We start from the raw sequence: 15,816 nt of genomic DNA, 5'->3' as shown, positions 1-15,816 counted from the left end.
CGGCCACCCAGCACACAGGGACGGCCCGCGTGGACGCCTACTCAGGAATCCACGCCCGCCACTTCGCCTCGTTCTGCTCGACCCACTTCTTCGCCGCCGCGTCCGGCGACATCTTCTTGTCCGCGATCATCAGGGAGACCTCGTTCTGGTCCTCCTCCGACCACTTGAAGTTCTTCAGGAACTTCGCGGCGTCGCCGCCCTTCTTGGCGAAGTCCGCGTTGAGGTACTTCTGGAGCGGCGTGTGCGGATAGGCGCACTTGATCTCGGCCGGGTCGGCGTCGCAGCCCTCCGTGTACGCGGGCAGCTTCACCTCCGTCATCGGCACCTTCTCGAACAGCCACTGCGGCTTGTACCAGTACGTCAGGAACGGCTTCTTCTGCTTGGCGAACTGCTCGATCTGGGTGATCTGCGCCGCCTCCGAGCCGGCGAAGACGACCTCGTAGTCCAGGCCGAGGTTCTTGACGAGGGCCTTGTCGTTCGTCACGTACGACGGGGAGCCGTCCATGAGCTGGCCCTTGTCGCCGCTCTCGGAGGTGCGGAACTGGTCGGCGTACTTGTTGAGGTTCTTCCAGTCGGTGACGTCCGGGTGCTTCTTGGCGAAGTACGTGGGGACGTACCAGCCGATGTGGCCCGTCACGCCGACGTCGCCGCCGGGGACGATCGTCTTCTTGTCCTTGACGTAGCGCTGTTCCTGCTCGGGGTGGCCCCAGTCCTCCATGATCGCGTCGACGCGGCCCTGGCTGAGGGCGTCCCAGGCGGGGACCTCGTCGATCTGGACCTTGTCGACGCGGTAGCCCAGCTCGTTCTTGAGCAGGTACTCGGCGACGGCGACGTCCGCCTGCGCGCCGACCCAGGACTGGACCGAGAGGGTCACCGTCTTGGCCCCGGCGGCGTTCGCGTACGGCGACGCCTGCTTGGTCATGTCGGCGGCGCCGCAGCCGGAGAGCGCGAGCAGCGCGCCGCCGGCCGTGACGGCGCTCAGGACACGCGTACGAATCACGTGCGTACGAGTGCGCATGTCACGCTCCCTTCTTGACGCGGCGCTCGGTGGGCTGCGTGACCCGGTCGAGCATCAGGCCGAGGCAGACGATCGCGGCACCGGCCACCAGGCCGGTCGCCAGGTCGCCCTGCGCGATGCCGAACACCACGTCGTAGCCGAGCGCGCCACCGCCGACCAGACCGCCGATGACGACGACGGCCAGGACCAGGACGACGCCCTGGTTGAGGGCGAGCAGGAGCGCCGGGCGGGCCAGCGGCAGCTGGACCCTGCGCAGCTGCTGCCAGCTGGTGGCGCCCAGCGAGCGCGAGGACTCCATCGCGGCGCCGTCGACCTGGCTCAGGCCCTGCGTGGTGATGCGGACGACGGCGGGCAGCGCGTAGACCACGGCGGCGGCGACCGCGGGGGCCCGGCCGATGCCGAAGAGGGCGACGACCGGGATCAGGTAGACGAACTGCGGCATCGTCTGGAAGACGTCCAGCACCGGTCGGAGCATGCGTTCGAACCGCTTGCTGCGCGAGGCGAGGACGCCGATGGCGAAGCCGAGGACCAGCGTCACGGCGACACCGGCGAGGACCTGCGAGAGCGTGTCGAGGGACTTGTTCCAGACGCCGAGCACACCGATCGCGGCCATCGCGGCGACGGCGGTGAGCGCCGTCTGCCAGGTGCCGATCAGCCAGGCGAGCGCGGCGACGATCAGCAGGACGGACCACCAGGGCAGGCCCTGGAGACCGTCGCGGACGGGGTTGAGGATCCAGGTGGTGAAGTGCGCCGCCCAGTCCGCGGTGCCGCCGACGACGGGCACGTCGGTGTACAGGTGGTCGACCATCCAGTCCTTGGCGGTGTTGACCGACGGGGCGATGTTGACGACCCAGCCGGTCGGCCAGTCCACGCGGTCCGCGAAGCGGGCGGCGAGCGCGGCGACGACCGTCACGGCGGCCACCAGCGACCAGCCGCGCCAGCCGCGCAGCGGCGACGCGTCGGCCTCGGCGGTCTGCGTGCCCATGCGCTCACCGGCGGCTCCGGTCACCCGGTCCAGGACCACGGCGAGCAGCACGATCGGGATGCCTGCGGCGAGCGCCTGGCCGACGTCGACGGTCGAGAGCGCCTGGTAGACGCGGTCACCGAGGCCGCCCGCGCCGATCACCGAGGCGATGACGGCCATGGAGAGCGCCATCATGATCGTCTGGTTGACGCCGAGCAGGAGTTCCTTGAGGGCGAGCGGCAGGCGCGCCGAGAGCAGGCGCTGGCGCCCGGTCGCGCCGAGCGAGGTGACCGCCTCCATGACGCCGCTGTCGGCGCCCCGCAGGCCGAGCGCGGTGAGCCGGGCCATGGGCGGCGCCGAGTACACGACCGTGGCGAGGACGGCCGCCGGGACGCCCATGCCGAAGACGAGGGCGAAGGGGAGCAGGTAGGCGTACGCGGGCAGCACCTGCATGGTGTCGAGGACCGGCCGCAGGATGCGGAAGACGCGGTCGCTGAGCCCGCCCGCGAGGCCGAGGAGCAGGCCGACCACGACCGAGGCGAGGACCGCCACGATCATCAGGGCGAGGGTCTGCATGGTCGGCACCCACATGCCGAGCAGCCCGCACACGGCGAACGACACGGACGCCATGACGGCGAGCTTGACGCCCGCCACGCGCCAGGCGATGAGCCCGGCGGCGACGGTCACGCCGGCCCAGCCGGCGCCGAGCAGCACCAGGTAGACGCCGCGCACGGAGAGCACGATGGCGTTGCTGACGTGCCCGAAGAAGTAGGTGAACAGCGGGTGGCTGTCGCGGTTGTCGATGATCCAGTCGGTGGTCCTGCCCAGCGGCTCGGTCAGGTCGACGGTGAGGGCGTCGGGCCAGGCGCCGGAGGCCCACTTGGCGTTGAGGATCGGCACGATCACGGCCGCGGCGACGGCGAGGAGCAGGACCTTGCCGACGGCGCGGTGGCGGAGGAGGGCGCCGATTCCCGTATCGCGGACGGGACCGGAGGCGGTGGCGGTGGCCATCAGGCGACCACCTCGCCCTTGCCGGGGACGTTTGGCGCCGGGGCCGCGGTGGTACCCGCGACCACGGCGAGCAGCCCGGCGTGGTCGACCACGCCCAGGCAGCGCGCGCCGTCCATCACGCGCACCGGGGAGCCGGTGCGGGCGACGGCCTCGATGGCCTCGGTGACCTTGGCGTCGGGCGCGAGGGCCGCGCCCGTGGTCTCCTCGTCGGCCTCGGCGGGGCGCATGGCGCTGCGCACGCTGATCACGTCGGCGCGGGCGACGTCGCGCACGAAGTCGCGGACGTAGTCGTCGGCCGGGGAGCCGACGATCTCCTCGGGGGTCCCGAGCTGGACGACGCGGCCGTCGCGCATCAGGGCGATGCGGTCGCCGAGCTTGAGTGCCTCGCTGAGGTCGTGGGTGATGAAGACCATCGTGCGGCCCTCTTCACGGTGCAGGCGGACGACCTCCTCCTGCATGTCGCGGCGGATCAGCGGGTCGAGGGCGCTGAACGGCTCGTCGAACAGCAGGACTTCAGGGTCGACGGCGAGGGCGCGGGCCAGGCCGACGCGCTGCTGCTGGCCGCCGGAGAGCTGGCCGGGCTTGCGCTGTTCGAGCCCCTGGAGGCCGACCTTCTCGACGACTTCGAGGGCCTTGGCGCGCCGCTCGGCCTTGCCGACGCCCTGGATCTCCAGGCCGTACGCGACGTTGTCGAGGACCGAGCGGTGCGGCAGCAGGCCGAAGTGCTGGAAGACCATGGCGGCGCGGTGGCGGCGCAGTTCGCGCAGGCGGGCCTTGTCCATGGCGAGGACGTCCTCGCCGTCGATGGACAGCTCGCCGGAGGTGGGCTCGATGAGCCTGGTCAGGCAGCGTACGAGGGTGGACTTGCCGGAGCCCGACAGGCCCATGACGACGAAGACCTCGCCCTTGTTGACCTCGAAGGACACATCGCGCACGGCGGCGGTGCAGCCGGTCCGCTCACGCAGCTCGGCGGGGCTCAGGCCGTGCAGCTCCGTGTCGCCGGGTATCCGCTCGGCCCTGGGGCCGAAGACCTTCCAGAGGTTCTTGACGGCGAAGACGGGCCCTTCGGCGGGCGCCTGAGCCGTGTCCGCGATCGTCGCGGTGGCCTCGCTCATCGGCCGTCACCACCAAGGATCTCGGCACATTTCTCCCCGACCATGAGCACTCCGATCATCGGGTTCACGGCGGGCATCGTCGGGAAGACGGATGCGTCCGCGATACGGATTCCTGCCAGGCCCCGGATCCTCAGCTCCGGGTCGACCACGGCGAGTTCATCAGTGGAAGCACCCATTCGGCAGGTGCCGGCCGGGTGGTAGACGGTGTGCGCGGCCTTGCGGACCAGTTCGCCGATCTCGGCGTCGTCGGTGACGTCGGGGCCGGGGAAGACCTCGCGCTTGAGCCACTTCTTGAACGGCTCGGCCTGCGCCACCTTGCGCGCCAGCTTGATGCCGTCGACCAGGGTCTGCCCGTCGTAGTCCCCTTCGTCCTCGAAGTACCGGAAGTCGAGGGCGGGCTTGACCTCCGGGTCCGCCGACGTCAGGTAGAGGCGGCCGCGGGCGCGGGACTTGGGGATGTTCGGCGTCATCGACACGCCGTGCTCCGGGCGTTCGTAGCCGAGACGCTCCGGATTGTCGGTGAACGGGATCTGGTAGAAGTGGAACATCAGGTCCGGGCCCTTGTGGTCCGGGTCCCGCTTCACGAACAGACCGGCGTCCGAGTCCATCGCGGAGTTGCCGGGGATCGGCCCGTTGGTCTCCCAGACGATGACCGACTCGGGGTGGTCGATGAGGTTCTCGCCGACGCCCGGCAGGTCGTGCACGACCGGGATGCCGAGGGCTTCGAGGTCCTTCTTCGGGCCGATGCCGGAGTGCATGAGCAGGCGCGGGGTGTCGACGGCGCCGGCGCAGACCAGCACCTCGCGGCGGGCGGTGAGCAGCGCCTCGGCGCCGTCCTTCATCCGTACGTGGACGCCGCGCGCGGTCTTGCCGTCCAGTTCCAGCTTGGTCGCCCAGGTCTCCAGGAACAGGTGGAGGTTCGGGCGGTCACCGGCCTCCATGTGGGGGTGGAGGTAGGCGACGGAGGCGGAGGAGCGCTTGTTGTTCTCCGGGTGGTACGCGAGGTCGAAGAAGCCGACGCCCTCGTCGAAGGGCTTGTCGTTGAAGCCGACGACCTCGGGGACGCCGAGGGCGGTCTTGGTGGCCTCGACCCAGTCGGTGGCGATCTGGTTCTGGTCCTTCTTGGCGACGCGCACGATGTTGTTGCGCAGCTTGCCGAAGTAGGGGTCCATGGCCTTGGCGTTCCAGCCGGTGGCCCCGGCCTCCTCCCACTCGTCCCAGTCGGACGGCAGCGGCTTGAAGGAGATCAGGGTGTTGTGGGAGGAGCAGCCGCCGAGCACCTTGGCACGGCTGTGCAGGATGTGGGAGTTGCCGCGTGGCTGTTCCGTGGTCGTGTAGCCGTAGTCGAGGTCGCCGCCGAGCAGGCCGAGCCAGCGGCGGAGCGTGAGGACGTCCTCACGGTCGATGTCGCTCGGGCCGCCCTCGATGACGGCGACGGTGACGTCCGGGTTCTCGGTGAGGCGGGAGGCGATCACCGATCCCGCGGTGCCGCCGCCGACGATCACGTAGTCGAACTCGGTTGCGGACTGGGGGGTTTCAGCCATGGGGTGGCTACTCCTCTTCCTGCGAGGTCGTACAAGGTGCTTGCGCGTGATGAGCGGGCGGATCAGCCCGCGAACCAGCGGACCGGGCGCGGCGCCAGGTTCTGGTAGATGTGCTTGGACTCGCGGTACTCGGCGAGTCCCGCGGGGCCGAGCTCGCGCCCGACGCCGCTCTTGCCGAAACCGCCCCACTCCGCCTGCGGCAGGTAGGGGTGGAAGTCGTTGATCCAGATGGTGCCGTGGCGCATCCGGCGGGCCATGCGGCGGGCGCGGCCCGAGTCGGCGGTCCACACGGCGCCCGCGAGGCCGTACTCGGTGTCGTTGGCGAGCGCGACGGCCTCGTCCTCGGTGCGGAAGGTCTCGACGGTCAGGACCGGCCCGAAGACCTCCTCCCGTACGACCTTCATCTCGCGGTGGCACTGGTCGAGCACGGTCGGCTCGTAGAAGTAGCCGGTGGCGGGCCGTACGTCGCTCGGCTCGGGGCGCTTGCCGCCGCAGCGGAGCACGGCGCCCTCCGCCAGGGCGGAGGCGACGTACATCTCGGTCTTCTCGCGCTGCTGCTGCGAGACGAGGGGACCGCACTCCACGCCGTCCTCGGTGCCGCGGCCGAGCTTGATCCGCTGGGCCCTGTCGGCGAGTTCGGCGACGAAGCGCTCGCGGACGGACTCCTCGACGATGAGGCGGCCACCGGCGGAGCAGACCTGCCCGCTGTGGATGAAGGCGGCGTTGAGCGCCTGGTCGACGGCGGTGTCGAAGCCCTCTTCGGTGGCGCAGGCGTCGGCGAAGACGACGTTGGGGTTCTTGCCGCCGAGTTCCAGGGCGACCTTCTTCACGCCGAGCGCGGCGGCCTGGGCGACCTTGGTGCCGGAGACGAGGCCGCCGGTGAAGGAGACCAGGTCGACGTCGGGGTGGTCGGCGAGGCGGGCGCCGACGGTGTGGCCGGGGCCGGTGACGATGTTGGCGACACCGGCGGGCAGACCGGCCTCGACGAGCAGGTCGATGAGGGCGACCGTCGTCAGCGGGGTGACCTCGCTGGGCTTGATGACGAAGGTGTTGCCGGCGGCGAGCGCCGGGGCGATCTTCCAGCTGGCCTGGAGGAGCGGGTAGTTCCAGGGCGTGATCATCGAGCAGACACCGACGGGCTCGTGCACGACGACGCTGTGGATGTCGTCGCTGCCCGCGTCGACGACGCGCCCGGCGCCCTCTCCGATGACCAGGTCGGCGAAGTAGCGGAAGGCGTCGGCGACGCAGTCCACGTCCACGCGGCCCTCTTCGAGGGTCTTGCCCGCGTCGCGGCTCTCCAGGAGGCCGATCTCCTCCCGGTCGCGCACGAGGAGGTCGGCGACCTTGCGCAGCAGGGCGGCACGCTCGGCGACGGGCGTGGTGGGCCACGGCCCCTCGTCGAAGGCCTTGCGCGCGGCGGCTATGGCCGCGTCGGCGTCCTCGGTCCCGCCCTCGGCGATGAGCGCGAACGGCTTGGCATCTGCCGGGTCGAGGATCTCGCGGGTGGCGCCGGAGGCGGCGCTCAGCCACTCTCCGCCCACATGGATGGTCTGTTGTGCGGACACGCCCGTATGCCTTCCGTTCCTGGTCATCTGCACCGCCCGTTACACGCGGTAGCCGGGAGCCCCTGCCCAGGGGCGGAGAAACCATGCGCATCCGGTGGCTGAAAGTGCGCTGTGTCACTGCGCGGGTGGGCACTCGGGGCGAAACGCACAGTCGATACACGTTCTGTCACCGGAGGTGACGCAATGAGCCGAATGTCCCGAGTTTCCCGGAAGCGCGTCTGGAGCGGTGCGCTGTGCTGCGCGGTCGCCCTGCTGACCGTACCCGCGTGTTCCTCGAACGGCGACGACGGAGACGGCGCCGGAGACGGCGGCAAGGCCCGCGGCGGGGGCGGCAACGGTGTCGCGGACCTGAGCGCCCGGAAGATCTCCGACAAGGCGAAGCAGGAGCTGTTGGACGCGGAGTCGGTGCACATCTCGATGAAGCGGACGGGCGGGGACACCACGGCGAAGGGCAGCGGCCGCGACGCGGATGCGGACTCGGACGCCGACTCGGGCTCGGACGACCCGGCCTCCCTCGAACTGACCCTCGACCGCGACGGCAACTGCGCCGGCACCATGAAGGACGCCCGCGGCGCCTCGCTGGATCTGGTCAAGCGCGGCGACAAGGTGTGGATGAAGCCGGACGAGGCGTTCTGGAAGACCCAGGCCCCCGGCGGCGACGGCAAGGCCGCCGCCGAGCTCTTCAAGGGCCGCTACATCCACGGCACCACCGGCGACGCCATGCTCAAGGACGCCGTCGGAGTCTGTGACCTGAAGGAGCTCCAGCGGGAGATGCGGGACGCCGACGACACCGATGACACCAAGTCGCTGAAGAAGCGCGAGCCCACGACGGTCGACGGCATCGACGTCGTGCCGCTGACCGAGACGGAGGACGGCAGGAAGAACACGATGTACATCGCGGCCGAAGGCAAGCCGCGCCTGGTCAAGTCCGTGAAGAACGACGACGGCGGCGAGCGGACGACGACGGGCTTCACCGACTACGGCGAGCCGGTGCCGGCCAGGACGCCGTCGCCGAAGGAGTCGGTGGACGTGGCGAAGCTGAAGGAACACCTCCAGAAGGCGTGACTCACAGGGCTCCGGCAGCCCCTACGGCCTCGACGATGTCATCGTCATCGTCGAGGTCCGGCTCGTCCCCTGCCGTGAGGCCGGCCACCCAGAGCGGCATCAGCCAGTGCACGACGAAGACGCTGAACAGGACGGGGAAGACCAGGCCCCCCAGCTTCTGGCCGGCGAGCCCCGCCGCACCGACGGCGACGGCCGCGCCGAGGAGCAGCCACATCATCACGCCGTGGGCGCGGGCCACCACGCGGTCCTTCTCCGCCCGCTGACGCTCGTCGAGGACGCGGGAGCGCAGTTCGAGCAGACCGCGGGTGGCGCCGTTGATGACGCCCGTCGCGACGCACCACGGCAGCAGGAGCCCGAGCATGACGTAGACGGCCCACTCCTGGTGCCCGAGGACCGTGCCGAGCCAGGCGACGATGCTCGCACCGGTCAGCGCCATGTGGACGACGACCGCGGTGCGGCGACGGGCCGCGGTGGCGTAGAGCGAGGCCCCCTCGCGGCGGTTCATGATCGCGTACATCCGCCGGTCGTAGCCGGTCACCGGACGCTTCTCGTCGGTCGTCATCATGGGTTCCTCCCGTAGACCTGATCCGTGAGCGGGCGAAACGGTTCGAGGGAGAACAGCGCCTCGACCGGCAGCCCGAAGAACTTCGCGATCTTCAGCGCGAGGTCGAGGCTCGGGTTGTACTGCCCCCGCTCGATGTAGCCGATGGTCTGGTAGTGGGCCCCCACTGCCTCGGCCAGGCTCTGACGCGACACCTTCCGCTCGGCGCGCACCATCGCCAATCTGTTGTGCACTTGCTCGCTCATGTATAAGAAGTACTACATTCAGAAGCAGGTCAGCAAGAGAAGCCGCCGCCGGGTACCTTGCGCCCCAGCGACTCCCCCGTCACATGAGCAACTCCCGCGCACACTCCCGCAGCCACGCGTGCGCCGGATCCGCGTCGTGCCGGGGGTGCCAGGCCATGCCGAGCGGCAGCGGCGGCAGGTCGAGGGGGATCTCGAAGGTGACGAGGCCGAGCGTGTCCGTCAGGGGGCGGGCCCACGACGTGACCAGGCCGACCAGATCCGTACGCAGCAGCATGAAGGCGGACGCGGCGAAGGTCCCCACGCTGCCCACCACCCGCCTGCTCAGGCCGAGTTCGGCGAGCGCGGCGTCCAGCGGCCCGGTCAGACGCCCCCGGCGCGAGACGGTCACATGGTCGGCCGCCGCGAATCGATGCACCGTCAGCTCGCCACGCAGCAGCGGGTGTTCAGGTCGTACGACGCCGAGCATCCGGTCGTCGCGGAAGTGCTCCACGCGCACCTCGGGCGCGGTCTCACCGATCACGCCCAGCTCCAGGTCGGCGGTGCCCTGCCGCAGCAGGGGCGCGTCCTCGTGGCTCTCCCCCAGGAAGCGGAGCCGGACGCCCGGCGCTTCCCGCGCGGCGCGGGCGAAGAGCGCGGGGCCGTAGGCGCCGACGAGCGCGTCGTTGCCGAGGATCGTCAGCGTGCGGGAGACCGTACGCAGGTCGACGGCGCCGGGCCCGGCGAAGAGCGCGCGGGCCCGCTCCACCACGGCGCTCACCTCGGCCTGGACGGCGAGCGCGTGCGGCGTCGGCACCATCTGCCGCCCCGCGCGTACGAGGACGGGGTCGCCGAGGGCCTTGCGGATGCGGCCGAGCGTGCGGCTCATCGCGGGCTCCGAGAGGTGCAGGCGGCGGGCGGCACCGGACACGCTCTGCTCGTCGAGGAGGACGTCGAGGGCGAGGAGCAGATTGAGGTCGAGCCCCGCCCCGCCCGCACCGGGCACACCTGGTCCGCAGCTGGATTGCGTCACGCGCATTCATTCCTTGCGAAAGTTGCACTGGAAAGCAGGTCGGGCCCGAGCCTACGGTGGCCGCACATCCCACGTCAGACGCTCCCCAGGAGGAGCCTTGCTCTCGCCTGCCCGCACCACGATCCGGCCGCCCGCCCCGCGACCCCCGCTGCCGCGGTCGGCCCTGCTCGCCCTCTGCGCCTGCGTCCTCGTCGCGCAGAGCATGGTCGCCGCCATCAACCTCCTTGTCCCGCAGCTGAGTTCGTCCTCCCTGCACCCGTCCTCCAGCGAGCTGCTGTGGACGGTCGACGCGTATGTCATCGTCTTCGCGGGGCTCCTGATCCCGGCCGGCGCGCTCGGTGACCGGTACGGCCGCAAGGGCGCGCTGCTCTGCGGACTCGGTCTCTTCGCGGCCGGGGCCACGCTCAGCGCGCTCGCCACCACTCCGGCGGTGCTGATCGCCGGGCGCGGCGTGTCCGGCGCGGGGGCGGCGCTGATCACCCCCGCGACCATGTCGATCCTGCTGCGCGTCGCCGCGCCCGCGCACCGGCCGCGCGCCCTCGCCGCCTGGACGCTCGCCGTCGGCCTCGGCGGTCTGGCCGGCAACCTCGGCGGCGGGCTGATCGGCCAGTACCTGTCCTGGCGCGCGCTGTTCTGGGTGATGGTGCCGCTCGCCGCACTGCTCGCGGCGGCGGTCGCCCGCACGACCCCCCGTACGGACAAGGCCGTGGAGACGCCCGCACCGGACCCGGTGGGCACGCTACTGCTGACCGGCGGGCTGTTCGCCCTCCTCTTCGGCATCATCGAGAGCCCGCTGTACGGCTGGGCGTCCGCCCGCATCCTGGCCGCCTTCGCGGTGGGCGCCGTGCTCGTCGCGTCGTTCGCCGCCCACGCCCTGCGCTCGCGCACCCCGCTTCTCGACCCCCGGGTCTTCGGCTCACGGCGGCTGCGCGCGGCGTCGCTCGGGACGGCCGCGTGCTTCTTCGGGCTCTTCTCGCTCTTCTACGTCAACTCGCAGTACTTGCAGTACGTGAAGGGGTACGGCGCCGCCCGCGCGGGCCTCGCCATCATCCCCCTCACGGTCGGCATGGCTCTGGTCCCCAGGCTCGCGGCCCGCTGGTCGGGCCGGCCCCGGCCCGTGGTGGGCGGCGGGCTGCTCCTGATCGGTCTCGGCCTGCTCGGCGCGTCCACCGCGGGGGCCTCGACCCCCTACGCGCTGTACGCCTGCTGGCTGCTGGTCATCTCGGCGGGCACCGGACTGTGCATGCCCGCGCTCACGCTCGGTGTCGTCGGCTCGCTCCCGGCCCACCAGGCGGGGCTCGGCTCCGGCCTCAGCACCTCGGCCCGCGAGGTGGGCGCCGCGCTCGGCGTGGCCGTCACCGGAACGACGCTCGCCGCCCACGCCTCGGGCGGCTTCGCGGACGGCATGGCGGCGGCGCTGCGGGTGGTGGCGCTGGTGGTGGTCGCCGCGGCGGCGGTGGTGACGGCGGGCTACGGCAAGTCCGGATCCGGTTCGGGACAGAGGGCGAACGGCGGGCAGAACCACTCCAGCGCGGCCGCCGGCAACTCCTCCTCGTCCTGCCTGCCGTCGTCCTCCGCGCCGTAGACGGCCAGGGCGTCCCCTTGGCCTTCTGGACCCCGGAGATCTCTGAAGGGGCGAAGAGCGCCCCGGTCCCGCGAACCGGTGAACACCCGGAACGGGAACCGCCCCCGGCGGCCGGTGAACGGCTGCCGGGGGCGGGGCACCCCGAGGGGTGACGTCAGATGAGGCCGAGACCGCGCACGGCGTCGCGCTCCTCGGCGAGCTCCTTGACGGACGCGTCGATGCGCGCACGCGAGAACTCGTTGATCTCCAGGCCCTGGACGATCTCGTACTTGCCGTCCTTGGCGGTGACGGGGAAGGAGGAGATGAGCCCCTCCGGAACGCCGTACGAACCGTCGGACGGAATGCCCATGGAGGTCCAGTCGCCCTCGGCCGTGCCGTTGACCCACGTGTGGACGTGGTCGATGGCGGCGTTGGCGGCGGAGGCGGCCGACGAGGCGCCACGGGCCTCGATGATCGCGGCGCCGCGCTTGGCGACGGTCGGGATGAACTCGTCGGCGAGCCACGCCTGGTCGTTGACGACCTCGGCGGCGTTCTTGCCGGCGATCTCCGCGTGGAAGATGTCCGGGTACTGGGTGGCCGAGTGGTTGCCCCAGATGGTCAGGCGCTTGATGTCGGCGACCGACGAACCGGTCTTCTTCGCCAGCTGCGACAGGGCGCGGTTGTGGTCCAGACGCGTCATCGCGGTGAAGCGCTCGGCCGGTACGTCCGGGGCGGCGGCCTGCGCGATGAGCGCGTTGGTGTTGGCCGGGTTGCCGACGACGAGCACCTTGATGTCGTCGGCGGCGTTGTCGTTGATGGCCTTGCCCTGCGGCTTGAAGATGCCGCCGTTGGCCTCCAGGAGGTCACCGCGCTCCATGCCCTTGGTGCGGGGGCGGGCGCCGACGAGCAGCGCGACGTTGGCGCCGTCGAAGGCGACGTTCGGGTCGTCGCTGATCTCGATGGAGTTCAGCAGCGGGAAGGCGCAGTCGTCGAGCTCCATGGCGGTGCCCTCGGCGGCCTTCAGCGCCGGCGTGATCTCGAGAAGGCGCAGGTTGACCGGCACGTCAGCGCCGAGCAGGTGGCCGGAGGCGATGCGGAAGAGCAGCGCGTAGCCGATCTGGCCGGCCGCGCCGGTGACGGTGACATTCACGGGAGTGCGGGTCATGGCGATCTCCGTAAGACAGCTGGCGGTGGGGTCCCGTGTCCCTCGTACTGGATCCCCTGATTCCTGGATCCCCGCCGACGCCTCTTCGAGTTCTCGATCGCCTCTCGATGATCGATCTCTTGGCATCAAGAGAGATCCGCCCGTCAGGCTATCGCGCCCCGGCCACCCCTCGCCGCCGGGTCCGTGTGGCCCCGCCCACAGCGTCACCCCGGGGGGGCGGCCGCCACCTCGGGGGAGGGAGCGTGGCGGCCGCCGTGGGGGTGTTGACCACTCCCGTGGGGGTACGGTGCGCCTGCCCGCGCACCTTCATCTCATGCGCGCGGCGCCCACCTTTTTCCGCCCCGCCCGCTGCCTTACTCCGTACAGCTACTCCGTAGAGCTATTTCGTGCAGCCGGTCTGCCCCGAGGCCAACGCCGCGCAAGCCTTCGCCGCGCTCCCCGTCTTGACCGCCACCATCGGCGTGTACGCGTCGAAGTCCTCGTCCACCGTGCCCTTCTGCTCGGCGGACGCGCCCCCGCCCGACCCCGTGACGGTGACCTCGTCACCCGGTGACGCCTGGGTGATCCGGGCCCACGCGGCCCCGCACGTCTTGCTGTACCGCACCTCGACCAGCGCCCCGCCCACCGTGGCCCGCGAGGTCGTCTTCGCCAGTTCCCCGCCGCAGCCCATGTTCTCGGGGTCCTTGCCCGCGCAGTCCGCCCCGCGGCACTCCACCCCGTCGGGCAGCTTCGCGTCCCCCTTGCTGCTCGGCGTCACGGACGACTTGGCCGCCTCGCCGCCCTTGCCGTCGTCCCCGAGCCCGGGGACGAGGAGGGCGACCGCGATGACGACGAGCGCACCGACCACGCCCGCGAGGAACATCGTCGCCTTCCGCCTGCGCCGCTGCCCGTCGGGCGAGCCCCCGGCGGGCACGGGCCCGGCATCCGCAGGCACCCCGGCACCCGCCGCGCCGAAGGGCGACGCGGAGGCATCACCGTACGAGGAGGACGTGGCCTGCGGCGGCACGGTGGGCGAGACCCCCGCCGGCCCGGCCACACCGGTCAGGCCTCCCACGCCCGCGGTGCCATTGCGCGCCGGCCGCGCGGGCTTGCCCTTCTTCGCGACACCCGGAGCGGCGGCCCCCGAAGGCGACTTCTTGGCCGTGCCCGCGGCCGCATCGGCCCCCAACTCCCCCAGAGCCGCCCGCGCCTGCGAGATCCGTATCGCCTGCATGGTCATGTCGTGCCGCATCTCGGAACGGCTCCAGGCCCGCTCCGCGAGCTCCCACAGGGTGATGAGATGCACCGGCTGCGTGCCCGTGACCTCGGCCAGCGCGACGACCGCGCCCTTCGGCGCGAGCAGCCGCCCGTTCAGATAGCGCTCCCACGACGTCTTGCTGTAGCCGGTCCGGTCCGATACGGCCGCGATGCTCAGGCCGCTGCGGTCGACGAGCGCGCGCAGCCGGCCGACGAACTCCCTGACTTCCGGGTCGAGTTCATCTGGTAGCGCCTTCCAACGAGGCATTGCTCCCCCTATTCCCCTCCGGAACTACCCAGAGGGATGCGCAAAGCCAGGATGTCAGTTCCCGGGGCGGGGGCGCACGGGTTCGTTATGGGCCACGGGCGCGTCACAGACATCGGGGCAGGCTCGTTGCAGGCCGAGAACACCGTTGCGGAATGGTCACCTCCGTGCCACAGGGACCTGGCATCCCTTGAACGAGATTGGCGCGTCCATGACTCTGGATCTCGAGCGGAACGCACCGCTTACATCGGGAGATTCCATAGGAAACACACCTCCCTGAACGGCGGCGCCCGTCCTCCCACGGGGGAGAGGACGGGCGCCGTCTCTTTTACCCGAAAGGGCGTACTTCGGCCGAGTTCGTGGCAGCGGGCCGGGCCGGGTCGGCAGAGTCTGTGAGGCGGCGCCCGCAGCAGCGGACCGCGCCTCCTCACGAAGGGAACCCGGACATGCAGTACGGCAAACGCCTCGCCGGCGGCCTGATCACCGCAGCCGCCCTCCTCGGCACCGCCCTCGCCGCCTCCCCCGCGGCCACGGCGGCCCCGGCACCCCCCGCGTCCGCCACGGCCCACGCGATCCGCGGGACGGCCCCGGCCTGCGTCAAGCGGGACGTCATCAAGCACCGCAAGTACGTGAAGGTCACCAACCTCTGCGGCCGGGCCATGCACCTGAAGGTCGTCATCGACTGGGGCCCCGACTCGCGCTGCCTCACCTACCAGCACAAGCAGCAGTGGGAGTGGAACTGGGGCCGCGGCTCCTACGGCAAGGTCGTCACCTGCTGATCAGCCGCCCGCCCCGCCCGTCCCTGGCGTGACGAGCCCCGTCTCGTACGCCACCACGACCGCCTGCGCCCGGCTGTCCAGGCCGAGTTTGCTCATCGTGCGGTTGAGGTGCGTCTTGACGGTGGCCTCGCTGATGTAGAGCCGCTCGGCGATGTCCGCGTTGGTCAGGCCGCGCGCGATCAGCTTCAGGACCTCGACCTCACGCAGGGTCAGCGCCGCGAGGCCCGGCGGCGGCCGGCACTCGTCGCCGCCGGGCCCCGACCCCGAGGCCTGCCGCGAGAACGCCTCGACGAGGCGCCGCGTCACGCTCGGCGCGAAGAGCGCGTCACCGCAGCCGACCGCGGCCACCGCGGCCAGCAACCGGTCGGGACCCGAGTCCTTCAGCAGGAACCCGGAGGCGCCCGCGCGCAGCGCCCCGTACACGTACTCGTCGAGGTCGAAGGTGGTCAGCACCAGGACGCGCGGCGCCGGTTCGGGCGCCTGGGCGAGGATCTTCGTGGTGGCCGTGATGCCGTTCATCCCCGGCATCCGGATGTCCATGAGGACGACGTCGGGCCGGGTCCGCGCGGCGAGTTCGACGGCCTCGTCGCCGTCACCCGCCTCGCCGACGACCTCGATGCCGGGCGCGGCACGCAGCAGGCCGACGAGTCCCGCGCGGATGAGGAACTGGTCGTCGACGACAAGTACCCTGATGGAGCCGGTCATCCGG

At 71.3% G+C, this 15,816-nt stretch carries 14 protein-coding genes; 3 read left to right on the top strand and 11 right to left on the bottom strand.

Annotated features, from left to right (window positions below; all coding sequences use genetic code 11):
- Positions 1–37 precede the first annotated feature (37 nt).
- The 5 genes from KKZ08_RS23395 to KKZ08_RS23375 form a co-directional block, all read right to left on the bottom strand.
- Positions 38–1,018 (bottom strand): ABC transporter substrate-binding protein, encoded by a 981-nt coding sequence (locus KKZ08_RS23395; RefSeq protein WP_223776309.1) that lies wholly within the window; start codon positions 1,016–1,018, stop codon positions 38–40.
- A gap of 1 nt (position 1,019) precedes the next feature.
- Positions 1,020–2,993 carry an ABC transporter permease subunit gene (locus KKZ08_RS23390; protein WP_223776308.1) on the bottom strand — a complete coding sequence of 658 codons (1,974 nt, stop codon included), beginning with the start codon at positions 2,991–2,993 and terminating at the stop codon, positions 1,020–1,022.
- Complete coding sequence (locus KKZ08_RS23385; protein WP_223776307.1) at positions 2,993–4,108, bottom strand: glycine betaine/L-proline ABC transporter ATP-binding protein; 1,116 nt, start codon at positions 4,106–4,108, stop codon at positions 2,993–2,995. The genes KKZ08_RS23390 and KKZ08_RS23385 overlap by 1 nt, the downstream gene beginning before the upstream one ends.
- Positions 4,105–5,652, bottom strand: a complete 1,548-nt coding sequence (locus KKZ08_RS23380) for a GMC oxidoreductase (protein ID WP_223776306.1) — start codon at positions 5,650–5,652, stop codon at positions 4,105–4,107. Before KKZ08_RS23380 ends, KKZ08_RS23385 begins: the two co-directional genes overlap by 4 nt.
- Before the next feature lie 62 nt (positions 5,653–5,714).
- The gene (locus KKZ08_RS23375; protein ID WP_223776305.1) at positions 5,715–7,244 is read right to left on the bottom strand and encodes an aldehyde dehydrogenase family protein; all 1,530 of its coding nucleotides are present in this window, start codon (positions 7,242–7,244) and stop codon (positions 5,715–5,717) included.
- 156 nt (positions 7,245–7,400) lie between these two features.
- On the opposite strand from KKZ08_RS23375, the gene KKZ08_RS23370 reads away from it, so the two are divergent.
- Positions 7,401–8,282 (top strand): hypothetical protein, encoded by an 882-nt coding sequence (locus KKZ08_RS23370; protein ID WP_223776304.1) that lies wholly within the window; start codon positions 7,401–7,403, stop codon positions 8,280–8,282.
- Position 8,283: 1 nt separating this feature from the next.
- On the opposite strand, the gene KKZ08_RS23365 is transcribed toward KKZ08_RS23370, so the two are convergent.
- From KKZ08_RS23365 to KKZ08_RS23355, 3 genes are all read right to left on the bottom strand, one after another.
- Positions 8,284–8,847, bottom strand: coding sequence for a hypothetical protein (locus KKZ08_RS23365; RefSeq protein WP_346657890.1), 564 nt, complete (start codon positions 8,845–8,847; stop codon positions 8,284–8,286).
- Positions 8,844–9,089, bottom strand: coding sequence for a helix-turn-helix transcriptional regulator (locus KKZ08_RS23360; protein ID WP_223776303.1), 246 nt, complete (start codon positions 9,087–9,089; stop codon positions 8,844–8,846). Before KKZ08_RS23360 ends, KKZ08_RS23365 begins: the two co-directional genes overlap by 4 nt.
- Positions 9,090–9,168: 79 nt before the next feature.
- A complete protein-coding gene (locus KKZ08_RS23355) occupies positions 9,169–10,104 on the bottom strand; it encodes a LysR family transcriptional regulator (RefSeq protein ID WP_223776302.1) in 936 nt (311 codons plus the stop codon).
- Between the two features lie 91 nt (positions 10,105–10,195).
- On the opposite strand from KKZ08_RS23355, the gene KKZ08_RS23350 reads away from it, so the two are divergent.
- Entirely contained in the window at positions 10,196–11,683 is a 1,488-nt protein-coding gene (locus KKZ08_RS23350; RefSeq protein WP_223776301.1) for an MFS transporter, read from the top strand.
- A 154-nt stretch (positions 11,684–11,837) separates the two neighbouring features.
- On the opposite strand, the gene KKZ08_RS23345 is transcribed toward KKZ08_RS23350, so the two are convergent.
- Both KKZ08_RS23345 and KKZ08_RS23340 read right to left on the bottom strand, forming a co-directional pair.
- Positions 11,838–12,827 (bottom strand): malate dehydrogenase, encoded by a 990-nt coding sequence (locus KKZ08_RS23345; RefSeq protein ID WP_223776300.1) that lies wholly within the window; start codon positions 12,825–12,827, stop codon positions 11,838–11,840.
- A gap of 379 nt (positions 12,828–13,206) precedes the next feature.
- Positions 13,207–14,331: an XRE family transcriptional regulator gene (locus tag KKZ08_RS23340; RefSeq protein WP_223776299.1), complete on the bottom strand. Its 1,125-nt coding sequence runs from the start codon at positions 14,329–14,331 to the stop codon at positions 13,207–13,209.
- 443 nt (positions 14,332–14,774) lie between these two features.
- On the opposite strand from KKZ08_RS23340, the gene KKZ08_RS23335 reads away from it, so the two are divergent.
- Positions 14,775–15,107, top strand: coding sequence for a hypothetical protein (locus tag KKZ08_RS23335; RefSeq protein WP_223776298.1), 333 nt, complete (start codon positions 14,775–14,777; stop codon positions 15,105–15,107).
- Here the strand turns inward: KKZ08_RS23335 and KKZ08_RS23330 are convergent, their stop codons facing one another.
- Complete coding sequence (locus tag KKZ08_RS23330; RefSeq protein ID WP_223776297.1) at positions 15,108–15,812, bottom strand: response regulator transcription factor; 705 nt, start codon at positions 15,810–15,812, stop codon at positions 15,108–15,110.
- Positions 15,813–15,816 lie beyond the last annotated feature (4 nt).

This window comes from Streptomyces sp. 135, from assembly GCF_020026305.1.
Taxonomy (GTDB): Bacteria; Actinomycetota; Actinomycetes; order Streptomycetales; family Streptomycetaceae; genus Streptomyces.
Note: the sequence above shows the minus strand (reverse complement) of the source record. Positions and strands in the feature narration are given on the sequence as shown.

Coding starts and splice junctions, on each gene's coding strand:
- KKZ08_RS23395 (WP_223776309.1), bottom strand. CDS start 1,018: ATGCGCACTCGTACGCACGTGATTCGTACGCGTGTCCTGAGCGCCGTC.
- KKZ08_RS23390 (WP_223776308.1), bottom strand. CDS start 2,993: ATGGCCACCGCCACCGCCTCCGGTCCCGTCCGCGATACGGGAATCGGC.
- KKZ08_RS23385 (WP_223776307.1), bottom strand. CDS start 4,108: ATGAGCGAGGCCACCGCGACGATCGCGGACACGGCTCAGGCGCCCGCC.
- KKZ08_RS23380 (WP_223776306.1), bottom strand. CDS start 5,652: ATGGCTGAAACCCCCCAGTCCGCAACCGAGTTCGACTACGTGATCGTC.
- KKZ08_RS23375 (WP_223776305.1), bottom strand. CDS start 7,244: ATGACCAGGAACGGAAGGCATACGGGCGTGTCCGCACAACAGACCATC.
- KKZ08_RS23370 (WP_223776304.1), top strand. CDS start 7,401: ATGAGCCGAATGTCCCGAGTTTCCCGGAAGCGCGTCTGGAGCGGTGCG.
- KKZ08_RS23365 (WP_346657890.1), bottom strand. CDS start 8,847: ATGATGACGACCGACGAGAAGCGTCCGGTGACCGGCTACGACCGGCGG.
- KKZ08_RS23360 (WP_223776303.1), bottom strand. CDS start 9,089: ATGAGCGAGCAAGTGCACAACAGATTGGCGATGGTGCGCGCCGAGCGG.
- KKZ08_RS23355 (WP_223776302.1), bottom strand. CDS start 10,104: ATGCGCGTGACGCAATCCAGCTGCGGACCAGGTGTGCCCGGTGCGGGC.
- KKZ08_RS23345 (WP_223776300.1), bottom strand. CDS start 12,827: ATGACCCGCACTCCCGTGAATGTCACCGTCACCGGCGCGGCCGGCCAG.
- KKZ08_RS23340 (WP_223776299.1), bottom strand. CDS start 14,331: ATGCCTCGTTGGAAGGCGCTACCAGATGAACTCGACCCGGAAGTCAGG.
- KKZ08_RS23335 (WP_223776298.1), top strand. CDS start 14,775: ATGCAGTACGGCAAACGCCTCGCCGGCGGCCTGATCACCGCAGCCGCC.
- KKZ08_RS23330 (WP_223776297.1), bottom strand. CDS start 15,812: ATGACCGGCTCCATCAGGGTACTTGTCGTCGACGACCAGTTCCTCATC.